Annotated in this window: 12 protein-coding genes; all 12 read left to right on the forward strand. The window is 60.1% G+C overall.

The window, feature by feature from the left end; genetic code table 11:
• Positions 1–99: 99 nt before the first annotated feature.
• The 12 genes from H8S45_RS02940 to H8S45_RS02995 all read left to right on the forward strand — a co-directional run bounded on the left by H8S45_RS02940 (position 100) and on the right by H8S45_RS02995 (position 16,467).
• Entirely contained in the window at positions 100–1,227 is a 1,128-nt protein-coding gene (locus H8S45_RS02940; protein WP_054327391.1) for a cysteine desulfurase family protein, read from the forward strand.
• A gap of 34 nt (positions 1,228–1,261) precedes the next feature.
• Complete coding sequence (locus H8S45_RS02945) at positions 1,262–1,963, forward strand: hypothetical protein (RefSeq protein WP_054327392.1); 702 nt, start codon at positions 1,262–1,264, stop codon at positions 1,961–1,963.
• A gap of 33 nt (positions 1,964–1,996) precedes the next feature.
• A complete protein-coding gene (locus H8S45_RS02950; protein WP_054327393.1) occupies positions 1,997–2,488 on the forward strand; it encodes a hypothetical protein in 492 nt (163 codons plus the stop codon).
• A gap of 34 nt (positions 2,489–2,522) precedes the next feature.
• Positions 2,523–3,692, forward strand: coding sequence for a tRNA uracil 4-sulfurtransferase ThiI (thiI, locus tag H8S45_RS02955; protein WP_054327394.1), 1,170 nt, complete (start codon positions 2,523–2,525; stop codon positions 3,690–3,692).
• A 119-nt stretch (positions 3,693–3,811) separates the two neighbouring features.
• On the forward strand, positions 3,812–5,041 hold the full coding sequence (locus tag H8S45_RS02960) for a competence/damage-inducible protein A (RefSeq protein ID WP_054327395.1): 1,230 nt from the start codon (positions 3,812–3,814) through the stop codon (positions 5,039–5,041).
• Positions 5,042–5,286: 245 nt separating this feature from the next.
• Positions 5,287–7,308 carry a 1,4-alpha-glucan branching protein GlgB gene (glgB, locus tag H8S45_RS02965; RefSeq protein WP_186949523.1) on the forward strand — a complete coding sequence of 674 codons (2,022 nt, stop codon included), beginning with the start codon at positions 5,287–5,289 and terminating at the stop codon, positions 7,306–7,308.
• A 58-nt stretch (positions 7,309–7,366) separates the two neighbouring features.
• Positions 7,367–8,578 carry a glucose-1-phosphate adenylyltransferase gene (locus H8S45_RS02970; protein WP_054327396.1) on the forward strand — a complete coding sequence of 404 codons (1,212 nt, stop codon included), beginning with the start codon at positions 7,367–7,369 and terminating at the stop codon, positions 8,576–8,578.
• Positions 8,579–8,588: 10 nt separating this feature from the next.
• Positions 8,589–9,719 (forward strand): glucose-1-phosphate adenylyltransferase subunit GlgD, encoded by a 1,131-nt coding sequence (glgD, locus tag H8S45_RS02975; RefSeq protein ID WP_107631494.1) that lies wholly within the window; start codon positions 8,589–8,591, stop codon positions 9,717–9,719.
• A 176-nt stretch (positions 9,720–9,895) separates the two neighbouring features.
• Positions 9,896–11,332, forward strand: a complete 1,437-nt coding sequence (gene glgA, locus H8S45_RS02980; protein WP_147573793.1) for a glycogen synthase GlgA — start codon at positions 9,896–9,898, stop codon at positions 11,330–11,332.
• A gap of 39 nt (positions 11,333–11,371) precedes the next feature.
• Positions 11,372–13,819, forward strand: coding sequence for a glycogen/starch/alpha-glucan phosphorylase (locus H8S45_RS02985; RefSeq protein ID WP_054327399.1), 2,448 nt, complete (start codon positions 11,372–11,374; stop codon positions 13,817–13,819).
• Between the two features lie 186 nt (positions 13,820–14,005).
• On the forward strand, positions 14,006–15,910 hold the full coding sequence (locus tag H8S45_RS02990) for a glycoside hydrolase family 13 protein (RefSeq protein WP_147573794.1): 1,905 nt from the start codon (positions 14,006–14,008) through the stop codon (positions 15,908–15,910).
• Between the two features lie 17 nt (positions 15,911–15,927).
• Complete coding sequence (locus H8S45_RS02995) at positions 15,928–16,467, forward strand: NUDIX domain-containing protein (protein WP_147573795.1); 540 nt, start codon at positions 15,928–15,930, stop codon at positions 16,465–16,467.
• Positions 16,468–16,481: the final 14 nt, after the last annotated feature.

Here is a 16,481-nt window from a genome sequence, read left to right on the forward strand (position 1 = left end):
AGCACGCTTTTCAATCCTGATTTTGCGGGTTTTGGCTTGTAAAAGGCCGGCCGGCGATGTAAAATAATTGCGTAAAGCAATCATAAGGAGTTAACGAGCATGCATTATCTGGACAACGCGGCGACGACGCGCGTGCTGCCCGAGGCGGCTGACGCCGCGCTGCGCGCCATGTGCGAAGCGTTCGGCAATCCGTCGAGCCTGCACAGGATGGGGATAGAAGCGTCGCGTCTGCTGGAGGACAGCCGCAGGACGGTCGCTTCAGCGCTGGGCTGCCTGCCGGAGGAGACGTACTTTACCTCCTGCGGCACGGAGAGCACCAATATCAGCTTGCGCGGTGTTTCCCACCTCAACCGCCACAAAAAGGGGCGTGTCATCACCACCGAAATCGAGCACGCGGCCACCCTTAACACCTGCAGACAGCTTGCGGCCGAGGGGTTTGACGTGGCGTTCCTCGCGCCGGACGCGACCGGCCATATTACGGCTGCGGCGCTGGAAGCGGCGCTGACCGAGGACACGGTCCTGCTGTCCTGCCAACTGGTCAACAATGAGATCGGCACGGTGCAGCCCGTGGCCGAGCTGGGGGCGCTGCTCAAGGTCAAGGCGCCGCAGGCGCTGTTTCACATCGACGCGGTACAGGGGCTGTGCCGCGTACCCCTCGCGCCTAAAAAGTGGAAGTGCGATTTGATGAGCGTTTCCGGACACAAGATTGGCGCGCCCAAGGGTATCGGCGCGCTGTATGTCAGGAAGGGGCTGCGCCTGCCGCCGCTGATGTTCGGCGGCGGGCAGGAAAAGGGGCTGCGTCCGGGGACCGAGGCGCTGCCAAATATCGCGGCGTTCGCCAGGGCGTGTGAGATCCGCATGGCGCGTTTTGACGAGGATTATGCGTATGTGGCAGCGCTCGCGGCTTATCTCAGGGAACAGGTGGCGGCGTCCCTGCCGGACGCGGCGTTCAACGGCGCGGGGGATATCCCGCATGTGGTCAACCTGTCGCTGCCGGGCTGCAAAAGCGAGGTTATGCTGCGCGTACTCGAAAGCGACGATGTGTACGTTTCGAGTGGGTCCGCCTGCTCCAAGGGCAGGCAGAGCGGGGTGCTGCGCGCGCTCGGCCTGCCGAAAGAGCGCACGGACAGCGCTCTGCGCGTCTCGTTCGCGCCGTGCAATACAACCGAAGATGTGGACGCGTTTATCCGCGCGGCGCAGAAGGGTGTGCGGATGCTGCGCCGGTAAGCGCGTCGCCTGGGGAAAAGGGGGGAGGACAGCCGTGGCAAAGAAAGGGAAGCTACTTTCCGCGGTCAGCGTGGCGCTGCTGGCCGCGCTGTGTGTTGCGCTTCCGGTGGCGGACCGTGTGTGGTATGGCGGCGCGCTGCTCGGCGGGGGACAGATCGCTTTTGCGATCCTTGTGATATGGGGGGCGGCGCTGCTTGCGGTTGAGCTTCGGAAAAAGCCGGAAAATCGCCGGTGGTCGGCCACGGTATCGCCCAGAGCCCACATCGCGGGCGCCGTAATCGACGTCGCGGTGATCCTGCTCCAGATCCATGGGGGGATGCATGGCCTGCTGCTGGGCTGCTTGACGATCGGCCTGTTCGCCGCTGCGGGGTTGGAATCGCTGTTGTCCATCCGGAACAGCTCGCGCGTCGGGCGGGGGCTGTTCCTGATTGCACTGAGCATGCTGCTCTGCACAGCGGGTTACTTCCTCGCCGTGCGGCCCATCCCGCTGGCGCAGGCGGAGCAGCTCGCGTGCGGGATGGGGTATGAGCAGCTCGCGCACGAGGGCATTTCGCACGGCAACAGTCTGTGGGAGGAGGACGGCCGCGGCCGCATGGGGTTCTACGAGAATGCGACGGTGGCGGACCGAGCGCTTGGCCACTACGCATTTTCCGCGGAGAAGGACGGGCGTCGCTTCATGGTCTATGTGCCGGTCGCCTCGTCCGGCGCGGTCGTACAGTCCGAGGTGGGCGCATGAAAGCGGGGCAATATCCGGCGCGGCAGTACGGCCTTGCGGCGGTACTGTGGCTCGCCTGCGTGGTTCGGCTGGCTGACATTTGGCGGGCATTACGGCGGCAGGGTTGGATGCAGGGTGCTGTTTCCGATCGTGCTGGGTTCTGGGATCGGCGGGGCGCTGGTGTTGGCGTGCTTTTTTGCGGAGTACCCCTGGCTGCTGGACGCTTGGCTCTGCGTGGGTTACCTGAGCTATATCCTGCTGATGGACCGGAACGGGCGGGAGTATACCCCCAGCGGGATGGCAGGGCTTTACGGCGTGTTGCTCCTCATTGCGTTTGTCTGGTTCGCGGCGCTGCGGCCGTTTCCGGTGGATGAGGCCGCGCGGATTGTGAAGCAGGAGGGCTACCGGCAGCCCGTATTGGCCTATCGGTATGTCTGCGACCATGGCGGCAGGCTGGGCGCGTATCATTTTGAGGCGCAGAAAGACGGGGAAATCCGTGTGGTCGCGATGGACGTGCAGAGCGGCACGCTCACGGTGGACCGGTAGCGGGTTTGATACATAAAAAATAAAAGGAGATCGTATGAAGGAAGTATTATTGCTTAAATGCGGGGAGATCGTCCTCAAGGGCCTCAACCGCAAAACCTTTGAGGACCGGCTGCTCAAAAACCTGTCGCGGCGCATGAAGCACGTCGCGGACTGTGGGATTTCCATGCGGCAGTCGGTCGTGTACGTCGAGGTGCCGGAGGAGGCCGACGCGGACGCGGTCATGGACTGCGCGCGGCATGTATTCGGCTTCGCGACTATCTCGCGCGCAGCCGTGTGTCCGGAAAAGACGCTCGAAAGCGTGATCGAGACCGCGCAGTCCTATCTGGCGCCGCGCTTTGCGCAGGCAGGGACTTTTAAGGTGGAAACCAAGCGCGGGGACAAAAAATTCCCTATGACCTCGACCGAGATCAGCCAGCGGGTCGGGGGCGAGCTGGCCGACCGTTTTCCGGCGGTCAAACCGGATATGCACTGCCCCGACCTGACCGTGCATGTCGAAATGCGTGAAAAGTACGCCTTTGTGCATGCCGGCCCCGAGCCGGGCGCGGGCGGTATGCCGATCGGCTCGAATGGCAGGGCCGCGCTGCTGCTGTCCGGCGGCATCGACAGTCCGGTTGCGGGCTGGATGATGGCCAAGCGCGGCCTGGAGCTGGTGGGCATCCATTTCTTCAGCTATCCCTACACCTCGGAGCGCGCCAAGGAGAAGGTACTCGAGCTGGGGCGCAAGCTGACCGTGTGGTGCGGCCGCATGAGCGTGATGGTGGTGCCGTTCACCAGGATCCAGGAGGAGATCCGCGAAAAGTGCCATGAGGAGCTGTTTACGCTCATCATGCGGCGCTTCATGATGCGCATTGCGGAAAGGGTCGCCGTGGAATATGGCTGCGGCGCGCTGATCACGGGCGAGTCGCTCGGCCAGGTGGCCAGCCAGACCATGCCCGCGATGGCCGTGACCGGCGCGGTGTGCGGGCTGCCCGTGTTCCGCCCGTGCATCGGCATGGACAAGGAGGAGATCGTGACCATCGCGCGTAAGATCGACACCTTTGAAACCTCCATCCTGCCCTATGAGGACTGCTGTACGGTGTTCACCCCCAAGCACCCGAACACCAAGCCCAAAATGCCGAAAATCCTCGAGGCGGAAAGCCGCCTGGAGGTGGACGCGCTGGTGGAAGAGGCGGTCGCGGGGGTGGAGATCATCCATCTGCCGTGAGTATAGGGGGCTTCAAAAGCCCCCTATATACGAAAGACGGTTCCGTAGGAACCGCCTTTCGATATCCGAATGACGCAAACCGATTTTATGCGCGCTACGGCGCGAAAGGAGAAGCAGTTATGAATGCAGAACTGATCGCCGTCGGAACCGAGATCCTGCTCGGCGACATTGTCAACACGGATGCGCAGCTCATCTCGCAGGGACTGAGCGAGCTTGGCATCAACGTATTTTACCAGACCGTGGTCGGAGACAATCCGGCTCGCCTGCGCCATGTGGTCGAAACGGCGCGCGACCGCGCGGACATCATCATCACCACCGGCGGCCTCGGCCCCACGCTCGACGACCTGACAAAGGAAACGCTAGCCTCGGTCTTCGGGAAAAAGATGGCGTTGCACCAGCCCTCGCTCGACCGCATCAAGGGCTTTTTCCAGACCATTGGCCGAGAGATGACGCCGAACAACGAAAAACAGGCCTGGCTGCCCGAGGGCTGCACCGTGTTCGTCAACGAATGGGGGACCGCCCCGGGCTGCGCGTTCGAGGCGTATGGCAAGCATGTCATCATGCTGCCCGGCCCCCCGCGCGAGTGCAACCCCATGTGGAAGGAATGCGCGATGCCCTACCTGTACAAGTTCGCGGGCGGCTGCATCGTCTCGCGCAATATCCGCGTGTTCGGCCTGGGTGAGAGCAATATGGAAACCATTCTGCACGACATGATGGCCGAGAGCAAAAACCCAACTATCGCGCCCTACGCCAAGACCTCGGAGTGCTTCGCGCGCGTGACCGCCAAGGCGGACACGCCGGAGGAATGCGAAAAGCTGCTCGCGCCGGTTGTGGAAAAGATCTGCGGCCTGCTGGGCGAGGATGTGTACGGCGTGGATGTGGATTCGCTGGAGCAGGTCGTGGGCGACGGACTGCGGGCGCGCGGCCTGACGCTCGCCGTGGCGGAAAGCTGCACGGGCGGGCTGCTGTCCAAGCGCATCACGGACGTGCCGGGCTGCTCGGTGTATTATCTGGGCGGCGTATGCTCCTATGCTAACGAGGTCAAGACGCGCCTGCTGGGCGTCCGGAAGGAGACGCTGGATACGGTCGGTGCGGTGTCGCCCGAGGTGGCCGAGCAGATGGCCGCGGGCGTGGCGCAGGCGCTGGGCGCGGATGTGGGCGTGGGCATCACGGGCGTGGCCGGACCGGGCGGCGGGACTGACGACAAGCCGGTCGGCCTGGTGTACATCAGCGTATGGCACAAGGGGCGGAACTACACCCGTAAGATGAAGTCCATGAACGGGCGCGACCGTGTGCGCATGCAGGCGGCCTCCACCGCGCTGGATATGATACGCCGGAACATTTTCTGAACAGAACATAGGGATATTGTGCATTATCTCAACATTTCCCGACAAAAGCTGTTGAAACCGAACAAAATTTTCATTAAAAAAGTCTGGTAATTGTGTAAAATTGCTGGACTTTTTTTCTCTGTTGATGTATACTATATCCAACTAAAGCCAGGCTTGCTGCGGAAAAACAAGCGAAATAGACAAAAAATCGTAAAAAAATGGAAAAAGGCTTGTTTTAGCGGTTTATAAGAGGGAGAGGATGCAATATGAAGAAGAAAAGCGCATCGCCGGCCGGCGGGAAGCGGAGTAAGCTCTTCTATTCGGGAAGAGACTGCCGCGCGTATGACTATATGGGCGCGCACCCGCTGGTGCAGGACGGCGAACCAGGATACCTGTTCCGTGTTTACGCGCCGGAGGCCGAAAAGGTTTCGGTCATGGGCGAATTCAACGGCTGGGACCGTGAAGTGGATTACATGGAGCGGGACGAGCAGGGCATCTGGGAAAAATTTATCCCGCATGTTCCGGAATATGCCGCATATAAGTATAGCGTATGGGCAAAATCGGGCGATGTGTTCGATAAATCCGATCCCTACGGCTTCCACGCCGAAACCCGCCCGGGCAACGCCTCCAAGGTGTTCGACATCGAGGGCTACGAATGGAGCGACACCTCCTGGATGGAATGGCGCAAAAGCCATCTGCCCTACTCCAGTCCGGTGAATATTTACGAATGCCATCTCGGCTCCTGGAAGCTGCATGAGGACGGGAACTTCTATTCCTACCGCCAGCTTGCGGACGAGCTGGTACCCTATGTCAAGGAAATGGGCTATACCCATATCGAATTCATGCCCCTGACCGAATACCCGTTCGACGGTTCGTGGGGGTATCAGGTCATCGGCTATTTCGCGGCGACAAGCCGCTACGGTACGCCCAAGGATCTGATGTACCTGATCGACAAGGCGCACCAGGCCGGCATCGGCGTCATCATGGACTGGGTGCCGGCGCATTTCCCCAAGGATGGATGCGGGCTGGTCGAGTTTGACGGCTCGTATCTGTACGAATACGCCGACCCGCTCAAGATGGAGCACAAGGAATGGGGGACGCGCGTGTTCGATTACGGCAAGGTGTCCACGCGCAACCTGCTGTTCTCCTCCGCGATGTTCTGGATCGAAAAATTCCATATGGACGGCCTTCGCGTGGACGCGGTCGCCTCCATGCTGTATCTGGATTACAACCGCCAGCATGAATGGCGCCCCAATATCCACGGCGGCCGCGAGAACCTGGAAGCCATCGATTTCCTGCGCCTGCTCAACGAGTATATCCTGACCGACCATCCGGACGTCATGATGATCGCGGAGGAATCCACCGCCTGGCCGATGGTCACCAAGCCGGGCTACGACGGCGGCCTGGGCTTCAATTTCAAGTGGAACATGGGCTGGATGAACGACATGCTGTGCTACTGCTCGGCGGATCCGTTCTTCCGCAAGGATATGCACGACAAGATCACGTTCTCGTTCATGTACGCGTTTTCGGAGAATTATATCCTCCCGCTGTCGCATGACGAGGTGGTGCATGGAAAGTCCTCGCTGATCGGCAAGATGCCCGACCCGTATGAGAATAAATTCGGCGGCCTGCGTGCGCTGTACGGCTACATGGCCGCGCACCCGGGCAAGAAGATGCTGTTCATGGGCGGCGAATTCGCGCAGTTCTCCGAATGGGCCTATCAGCGCGGGCTGGATTGGATGCTGCTGGATTATCCGGCGCATAAGCAGATGCAGACCTATGTTAAGGCGCTCAACCATTTCTATCTGGAAACGCCGCAGCTCTGGGAGCAGGATACCGACTGGCGCGGCTTTGAATGGATCAGTCATGAGGACAACCGCAATAACATCATTGCGTTCCGGCGGATCGCGGCAGATGGAAGCGATATCGTGATCGTGGTCAACTTCTCGCCGGAGATGCAGGAGGTCTACCGCATCGGCGTGCCGTTCGCGGGCAGCTATGAGGAAATATTTACCTCGGACAGGACGGAATTCGGCGGCAGCGGCCTGTCCAACGGCAGGGTGAGGAGCGAAAACAAGCCGCTGCACGGGCAGGAGCAGTCCATCAGGATCCAGATTCCGCGGTTCGGCGTGCTGTTCTTCAAGGGCAAGCCGCGCGCCAAGCGCCGCACCAAGGCCGAGATCGAAGCGGCCAAGAAAGCCGCGGAAGCCCAAAAGGGCAAAACGTCCAAGGCGGTCGCCAAACCGGCGGAAAAGGCGCCGGCTGTCCGTCCGGACGGGGAAAAGTAGGAAAAATGCCGTTCCCACGGCATATATAGAGTAAACCGCAGAAAAAGGAGAGTCATCAATGTATCGGAAAAAAGAATGCGTGGCCATGCTGCTCGCAGGTGGACAGGGCAGCCGCCTGTATGTGCTGACGAAGAACGTCGCCAAGCCCGCGGTACCGTTTGGGGGCAAGTACCGCATTATCGACTTCCCGCTGTCCAACTGCACCAATTCGGGCATTGATACGGTGGGCGTGCTCACGCAGTACGAGCCGCATGTGCTCAACGCCTATATCGGTTCGGGCCAGACCTGGGACCTCGACCGCCTGCGCGGCGGCGTGTACGTCCTGCCGCCGTACCAGAAGGGCAAGGCCTCCGAGTGGTACAAGGGTACGGCGAACGCGATCTACCAGAATATCGCATTTATCGACGAGTACGACCCCGAATATGTGCTGATCCTTTCGGGCGACCATATCTACAAGATGAACTACAACAAGATGCTGCAGCAGCACAAGCAGACCGGCGCGGACGCGACCATCGCGGTGCTGGACGTGCCGCTGGCCGAGGCGTCCCGCTTCGGCATCATGAACTGCAAGCCGGACGGCACGATCTATGAATTCGAGGAAAAGCCCAAAAACCCGAAGTCCACGCTGGCGTCCATGGGCATTTATATCTTCTCCTGGAAAAAGCTGCGCCAGTATCTGATCGAGGACGAGGAGAACAAGAAGTCCTCCAACGACTTCGGCAAGGATATCATTCCGACCATGCTGGGCAACGGGGAGAAGATGGTCTCCTATCGGTTCGAGGGCTACTGGAAGGACGTCGGCACGATCGAATCCCTGTGGGAAGCCAACATGGACCTGCTCTCGCCGAATTCCGGACTCAACCTCAAGGACGATAGCTGGAAGATCTACGGCCGCACCACGGGCTCGCCCCCGCACTTTACGGCCAAGGACGCGGTCGTCAAGCACACGCTGCTTTCCGAGGGCTGTGAGATCGCGGGCGACGTTTCCGAATCCGTGCTGTTCTCGGACGTGAAGATCGCAAGGGGGGCAAAGGTCGAGTACTCCATCCTTATGCCGGGCGCGGTTGTGGAAGAGGGCGCGACCGTGCAGTATTCGATCGTGGCGGAGAACGCCGTGATCGCCAAGGACGCGGTCGTCGGAGGCAGCCCGTCGGATGGCGACGTGGAAAAATGGGGCGTTGCCGTTGTCGCAGAGGGCGTGCGCATCGGACGCGGCGCCAAGCTGGCAGCGAAGGAAATGGCAGACGAAGACCTGCCGGACATGATTTAAGGGGGCGGACATGATGAACAGTGTTTTAGGCATCATCATTGCGTTTGACAATGACAACGATCTGCGTGAGATCACCGAGCACCGCACGGTGGGCGCGGTGCAGTGGGGCGGCCGGTACCGCATCATCGATTTTATGCTGTCCAATATGGTCAATTCCGGGATTTACCGCATCGGCGTGCTGATGAAGGACAAGTATCAGTCCCTGATCGACCACATCAGCAACGCAAAGGACTGGGACCTGTCCCGCAAGAACTCGGGCGTCACCCTGCTGCCGCCGTATTCGTATGCGCGCAAGGCCTCGCCGCTCGTCACCGGCGAGTACCGCGGCAAGATCGACGCGCTGGCCGGCGCGGTCGATTTCCTGCAGAAAAACAAGGCGGATTACGTTGTGGTCGCGGACGGCGATATCGTCGCCAACGTCCCGCTGGACGACGTGCTCGACCGGCATATCAAATCCGGCGCGGACCTGACCATGGTCTGCACCAAGAAGCAGAAGGATTCCCCGTATGCGACCTATGTTGAGCTGAACCGCAAAAAGGAAGCGGTCGATATCCGCGTGGGCGATTCCAACGAGGGCAAGTGCAAGCACACCTCGCTCGGCATCTATGTGATGAGCCGCCAGTACCTCATCCACATGCTCTCCGACTGCGTTACACACAACTGCATCCACTTCGAGCGCGAGTTCCTGACCCGCGCGCAGATGGACGGCACGGTCGCCGGCTACCTGTTCAACGAATACGCGGTCAAGATCGAGGATACGTTCGATTATTTCCGCTCGAACATGGATATGCTCGATAAGGAGGTGCGGGACGAGGTGTTTCTGCGCACCCGCCCGATCCTGACCCGCATCAAGGACGAGGCGCCCGCGTATTATGGCGACAAGGCCGAGGTGGAGGACAGCCTGATCGCGGACGGCTGTACGATCGAGGGCTATGTGAAAAACTGCATCCTGTTCCGCGACGTGGTGATCGAAAAGGGCGCAAAGGTCGAGGACTGCATCATCATGGAGGGCGGGCGTATCCTGTCCGACGCGTCGCTGCGCCATGTGATCACGGATCGCAACGTCATCGTCCGCAACGGACGCACCATGATGGGCCATGAGAACTACCCGATCACGATTGCCAAAAACGCTACAGTTTGATCAAGAAATTGTTAAAACCATGACAAAAAGGCCAAAATGAGGCTGTAAAGCGAGAAATGTTCGTTGAATTTCCCTATATTGCAGGGAGACAGAATTTAGTATAATGAAAATACCGAGGTACGGAAGCGGGGGCCTCTCCCCGCTTTCGCGCCGCCTATTGGGGAGGCTCGGCTCTTATGAAAATCATGTACGTTACCAGCGAATGCGCCCCGTTTGTAAAAACCGGCGGCTTGGGCGATGTCGCGGGCTCTCTGCCCAAGGCCCTCGCGGCAAAGGGACACGACGTGCGCGTGTTCTGCCCCCTGTATTCGTCGATCGGCCAGGAATGGCGGGAAAAGTTTTATTACCTGAAAAACGCCTATGTGCGCTTGGGCTGGCGCAACCAGTACTGCGGTGTGTTCCGCTATGAGTCGGATGGCGTGACTTTCTATTTCATCGACAACGAGTACTATTTCGCCCGTGGCCAAGTCTACGGCGAGTATGACGACGCGGAGCGCTTCGCCTATTTTTCCAAGGCGGTACTCGAGGTACTGCCCGACCTGGAATGGAAGCCGGATGTCATCAACTGCAACGACTGGCAATCCGCGCTGGTGCCGGTGTACTATAACCTGATGTTCTCCGCGCGCCCCTTCTATGAGAATATCAAGACCGTGTTCACCATCCACAATATCCAGTACCAGGGCCGCTACGGCCGCGAGATCCTCGAGTATGTGCTTGGCATCGACGACGCGCATTTCCGCTCCGGCTTCATGGCGATGGACGGGGACGTCAACCTGATGAAGGCCGCGATCGTGGCCTCCACCGCGGTCACGACGGTTTCGCCTACCTACGCGGCCGAGATACAGACCGAGTATTATGGCTACCGCCTGGATTCCGTGCTGCGCATGAACAGCTACAAGCTGCACGGCATCCTCAACGGCATCGATATGGATGCGTTCAATCCGGAAACCGACCCCAAGCTGTTCAAAAACTACGGGCCGCGCAATCCGGAGGACAAGACGGTCAACAAGCTCGAGCTGCTCAAGCTCTGCGGCCTGGAGGGCGACGAGAACACGCCGGTCATCGGCATGGTCACCCGTTTTGTGGACCAGAAGGGCCTGGACCTGATCGAAGCCGTGCTGCACGATATCCTGTCCGACGACCTGCGGCTGATCGTGCTGGGCAAGGGCGACTGGCGGTACGAGCAGATGTTCCTGGAGGCCAAGCGCCGCTATCCGGCCAAGATCTCCGCGTCCATCATGTTCTCGGGCGACTTGGCCAACCGCATTTACGGCGGCTGCGACATGTTCCTGATGCCGTCCAAATTCGAACCGTGCGGGCTGGCGCAGATGATCTCGCTGCGCTACGGCACCATCCCGATCGTGCGTGAGACCGGCGGCCTGAAGGACACCGTGCAGGCGTTTGTCGATTACGCCGGCACGGGCAACGGCTTCACCTTCGCCAGCTATAACGCGCATGACATGCTGCATGTGATCCGCGAGGCCTGCGGCGTGTTCCGCTATAACAAGCCCGCGTGGAACAAATTGATGCTCCAGGGCATGAAGAGCGACTTCAGCTGGGGCAGCTCGGCTGATAAATACATAGAGGTTTACCACTCTGCCCTGGGGTGGTAAAACCCGCAAAGCAAATTAAGTGAGGAGACAAGAGATACCATGCCAAAGAACCTGTACACCAAGAATGCGCTGAAAGAGGCCATCGCCGGCAAGCTGCAGCGGCATTTTGCCTGCGAAGTGGCGGACGCCACCAAGGATCAGATTTATGAGGCCTGCGCGCTCGTTGTCCGCGACGCGCTGACCGAGCATATGATCCAGACCCAGAACGAGGTCGAAAAATATGGGGAGCGGCAGGTGCATTACCTGTGCATGGAATTTCTTGTCGGCCGCAGCCTGCGCAACAACGCTTATAATCTGGGCATGCTGGACGAATTGACCGCGGCGCTCAAGGAAATGGGCTACGAGATGGCCGATATCTTCGAGCAGGAGGCCGACCCCGGCCTCGGCAACGGCGGCCTGGGCCGCCTGGCCGCCTGCTATATGGACGGTATGGCCACTACGGGCGTGCGCGGCACAGGCTACTCCATCCGCTATGAGCACGGCATCTTCAAGCAGAAGATCGAGGACGGGCAGCAGGTGGAGCTGCCGGATTCCTGGCTCGCTTCCGGCGACGTATGGCAGATACCGGCCATGGACGATACCCGCGAGGTCAGGATCGGCGGTACGATCGATACCCATTTTGACGAAAACGGAAAGCTGGTCGTGGAATACCACGATTACACGCCGGTGCTGGCGGTGCCGTATGATATGCCGATCTCGGGCTATGATACGGGCAACATCGCGCGCCTGCGCCTGTGGGAGGCAAAAAGCCCGATTGCGCTGGATATGAAGCTGTTCTCCTCCGGCGAATACCTCAAGGCGCTGGAAAAGCACGCCATGGCGGAGACGATCTCCATGGTCCTGTATCCGGAGGATAACCATCGCGAGGGCCAGTCCCTGCGCCTGAAGCAGCAGTATTTTCTGGTTTCGGCGACGCTGCAGGATATCTGTGCCAAGCACAAGGCCAAGTACGGCACGCTCGCCAACTTTGCGCACAAGCATGTGCTGCACATCAACGACACCCATCCGACGCTGGTCATCCCCGAGCTGATGCGTATTCTGATGGACGATAACGATATGTCCTGGGAAAATGCGTGGAACATCACCAGCCAGTCGGTCGCCTATACCAACCATACGGTCATGCCCGAGGCGCTGGAGTGCTGGCCGGTATCGCTCGTGCAGGAGCTGATGCCGCGCATCATGCAGATCATCCACGAGATCAACGAGCGCTTCTGTCGGGACCTGTGGAACTACTTCCCGAACGATTTCCAGAAGATCTCCAGGCTCGCCATCGTGTCGGACGGGATCGTCCGCATGGCGCATCTGGCCATCGCCGGCTCGTTCTCGATCAACGGCGTGTCCGCGCTGCATTCAGACATCCTCAAGGAGCGCGTGTTCAAGGATTTCTACACGATCTATCCGGCGAAGTTCCGCAACGTTACCAACGGCATTGCGCACCGCCGCTGGCTGTGCGAGGCCAACCCGAAGCTGGCCGCGCTGATTGAGAGCAAGATCGGCAAGGGCTACCGCAAGCACCCCTCCGAGCTACAGGTACTCGCCAACTATGGCGAGGATAAGGCGCTGCTCGCCCAGCTCGGCCAGATCAAGCGCGACAACAAGCTGCGCCTGGCGGAGTATATTAAGGAGCATAACGGCATCGAGGTCAACATGGACTCGATTTTCGACGTGCAGGTCAAGCGCCTGCATGAGTACAAGCGCCAGATGCTCAACATTCTGCATATTATCTCGCTGTACCACAAGCTCAAGGATAACCCGGGCATGGACTTCGTGCCGCGCACGTTTGTTTTCGGCTCCAAGGCCGCGCCGGGCTATGCGGTGGCGAAAAAGACCATCCAGCTCATCCATTCGATCGCCAATATGATTAACAACGATCCGGATATCGGGGATAAGCTCAAGGTTGTGTTCATCGAGGATTACAAGGTTTCCTTGGCGGAGATGATTATGCCGGCCGCGGAGATCTCCGAGCAGATCTCGATCGCGGGCAAGGAAGCCTCCGGCACGGGCAACATGAAGTTCATGATGAACGGCGCGCTGACCATCGGCACGATGGACGGCGCCAACGTGGAGATCTGCGAGGCCGTGGGCCGCGAGAATATCTTCATTTTCGGCATGGAAACGCCCGAGGCCGAGGCGCTCGCCGCTTCCGGCAACTATGAGCCTATGCTGATCTACCAGAACGATCCGGTCATCAAGCGCGTGATGGATCATATGATCCACGGCTTTGGCGATGGGGTGGATTATACCGACCTGGCGAACCTGCTGCTGCACGGCGGCAACGGCGGGCCGGCCGACCGGTATATGAGCCTGAAGGACTTCTCCTCCTACGCGGTCGCGCAGGAGCGCGTGGGCGAGATGTACCGCCGGCCGGAGAACTGGAACTATATGTCCCTGATGAATATTGCCAATTCCGGCCGTTTCGCCGCGGACCGCTCGGTCGCGGAATATGCGCAGAATATCTGGCGCGTCAAAACAAACTTTGCATTTTAAAAAAACACAACAAGGGAAAGGGGTTGCCTGCGGGCAGCCCTTTTTTCTGTGGGGGAGAGCGCCGCACCTGCGGCAAAACAGTGAAGAGATTGTGAACAAAACGACCGTACAGGCCGTTTTTTGTTTACCGGCAGGCCGTTTTGTGCTATACTATATAAAGAGTTTTTATGTTTGGGGGAACTGTTTTTGAAAGCCATTCCCGATTGTATGTTCCACTCCCGTGAGCTTGCCTGCAAGAAGCCCTACGGCGCGGTAAAGGCAGGGGAAACGGTCGAGTTTTCTGTTTATCCCAGGCGCGAGCGCGGCATCCAGTATGTGACACTGTGGGTCGAGGAGGATGGCGGTCAGCCGGAAGCGTTCCCGATGCGCTGGTATGGGCTGGCTGGCGCGCGGGACCGGTACAGCACGTCGTTCACGCCCGATCACGCGGGGCTGTACTGGTACTACTTCACGGTAGACGGCTCGGACGGTCCGGTGTACGCCATGCGCGGCTATGGCGGCCGCTGCGAGATTCTGGACACCCTGGGGGACAAATATCAGCTCACGGTCTACGATCCGGCGTACCGGCCTCCCTCCTGGTTTGGGGAAGGCATTACCTACAATATCTTTCCGGACCGCTTCTGTCGGGACAGAATGCCCGTCCAGCCCGAGGGCGAGGGCGTCGCGCCGCGCGTGCTGCATGAGAACTGGGACGACATTCCGGTTTATCAGCCGGATGGGAACGGCGAGATCCTCAATAACGATTTTTTCGGCGGCACGCTGCGCGGTGTGATCGAAAAGCTGGATTACCTTGAGAGCCTGCATGTGCGCACGATTTATTTCAATCCGATCTTCCAGGCGTATTCCAACCACCGCTATGACACGGGCGACTACAAGCGCGTCGATCCCCTGCTCGGCAGCGAGGAGGACTTCCAGACGCTGTGCGTGGAGGCGGCGGCGCGCGGCATGCGCGTCGTATTGGACGGTGTGTTCAACCACACGGGCTACGACAGCCGCTATTTCAACGGCCGCGGCCGGTATGACAGCGTAGGCGCGCACCAGTCGCAAGAATCGCCCTATTACCGCTGGTTTGATTTCCAACAGTGGCCGGACCAATACGGCTCCTGGTGGGGCATTTATACGCTGCCGCAGGTGCGCGAGATGGACGAGAGTTATCTCGACTATATCATTGACAACGAGGACAGCGTCATCCGCCGCTGGCTGCGCTTGGGCGCCTCCGGCTGGCGGCTCGACGTGGCCGACGAGCTGCCGGACGCCTTTATCCGGCGCCTGAACGCGGCGGCCAAGCAGGAAAAGCCGGATGCGCTCATCATCGGCGAGGTGTGGGAGGACGCCTCCAACAAAATCGCCTATTCCGAACGCCGCCGGTATTTCCAGGGCGGCGAGCTGGACTCGGTCATGAACTACCCGTTGCGCGACGCGATCCTGGCGTTCCTGAACGGCGGAACGGCCGAGCATTTCGCGGAAACCATGGAGTGCATTCGCGAAAATTATCCGCGCGATGTGTTTTATAACCTGATGAATGTGATCGGCACGCACGATACCGCGCGTGCGCTTACCATCCTCGGTGTGTCCGAAGAGGAGTGGCACATGGACCGCGACGGACGCGCGCATTATGCGCTCCCACCAGACCGGCTGGAAAGCGCGCAGCGGCGGCTGCGGCTGGCCGCGGTCATCCAGTTCACCATGCCCGGCTCGCCCACCATTTACTATGGGGACGAGGCAGGGCGGCAGGGCTTTGAGGACCCATTCAACCGCCGTACCTATCCATGGGGCGCGGAGGACCGCGCGCTGCTGGGCTTTTACCGCAAGCTGTGCGCGCTGCGCGCGGACAGCGACACGCTCGCGCGCGGCGGGCTGCGCTTCCTTCGCTGCGAGGGCGCGCTGCTGCAGTACGAGCGGGAGACCGAGCATTCCCGCCTGCTGATCCTGGTCAACCGCGGCCACCATGCGGTGCGCACCCATGCGCGCGCAGTCTATGCGGTTGATATGCTGGACGGGGCGGAATTCGACCGCGCGGACAGCCGCGGCATCCATGTCACGGTGCCGCCGGAAACCGCCTATATTCTGCGCTGCTTCGGCACGCCGTGAGAAAGGGAGCATAAGAGATGGATATGAGAGAGAAACAGCTTTCCTACCAGTATTTTTTTGAAGGGAAGATCATGAAAGCGCGGCTGGACGAGGTCCTGCTGCCAAACGGCAGGAGGGCGCGGCGCGAGGTGTGCGAGCATGTCGGCGGCGTGGGCGTGCTGCCGGTCGATCGGTCGGGCAACATCATTCTGGTGAGGCAGTTCCGCTATCCGTATGATACCGAGCTGCTGGAGATACCGGCCGGCAAGCTCGACCACGGGGCGGAGGACTTCACCGCGTGCGGCGCGCGAGAGCTGAAGGAGGAGACCGGCTGCACGGCCGGCCGCATCGTGCCGCTTGGCGCGCAGTACCCCTCGCCCGGTTTCCTGACCGAGGTGGTGCATCTGTTCGCGGCGCTCGACCTGACCGAGGGAGAGATGCAGCCGGACGAGGACGAATTCGTCGAGGTGGTGCGCCTGCCCATCGCCGAGGTGGAGGCCATGATCGCGCGGGATGAGATACGCGACGCGAAAACCATTGTTGCGATGTACCGCGCAAGGCTAAAGGGCCTGCTGTAAGAACGGAAACCGGC

The organism is Agathobaculum faecis, from assembly GCF_014287995.1.
Lineage (GTDB): Bacteria > Bacillota > Clostridia > Oscillospirales > Butyricicoccaceae > Agathobaculum > Agathobaculum ammoniilyticum.

Bases quoted from the DNA above. Each gene is read 5' to 3' on its own strand.
- H8S45_RS02940 (WP_054327391.1), top strand. From the start codon at position 100: ATGCATTATCTGGACAACGCGGCGACGACGCGCGTGCTGCCCGAGGCG.
- thiI (WP_054327394.1), top strand. From the start codon at position 2,523: ATGAAGGAAGTATTATTGCTTAAATGCGGGGAGATCGTCCTCAAGGGC.
- H8S45_RS02960 (WP_054327395.1), top strand. From the start codon at position 3,812: ATGAATGCAGAACTGATCGCCGTCGGAACCGAGATCCTGCTCGGCGAC.
- glgB (WP_186949523.1), top strand. From the start codon at position 5,287: ATGAAGAAGAAAAGCGCATCGCCGGCCGGCGGGAAGCGGAGTAAGCTC.
- H8S45_RS02970 (WP_054327396.1), top strand. From the start codon at position 7,367: ATGTATCGGAAAAAAGAATGCGTGGCCATGCTGCTCGCAGGTGGACAG.
- glgD (WP_107631494.1), top strand. From the start codon at position 8,589: ATGATGAACAGTGTTTTAGGCATCATCATTGCGTTTGACAATGACAAC.
- glgA (WP_147573793.1), top strand. From the start codon at position 9,896: ATGAAAATCATGTACGTTACCAGCGAATGCGCCCCGTTTGTAAAAACC.
- H8S45_RS02985 (WP_054327399.1), top strand. From the start codon at position 11,372: ATGCCAAAGAACCTGTACACCAAGAATGCGCTGAAAGAGGCCATCGCC.
- H8S45_RS02995 (WP_147573795.1), top strand. From the start codon at position 15,928: ATGGATATGAGAGAGAAACAGCTTTCCTACCAGTATTTTTTTGAAGGG.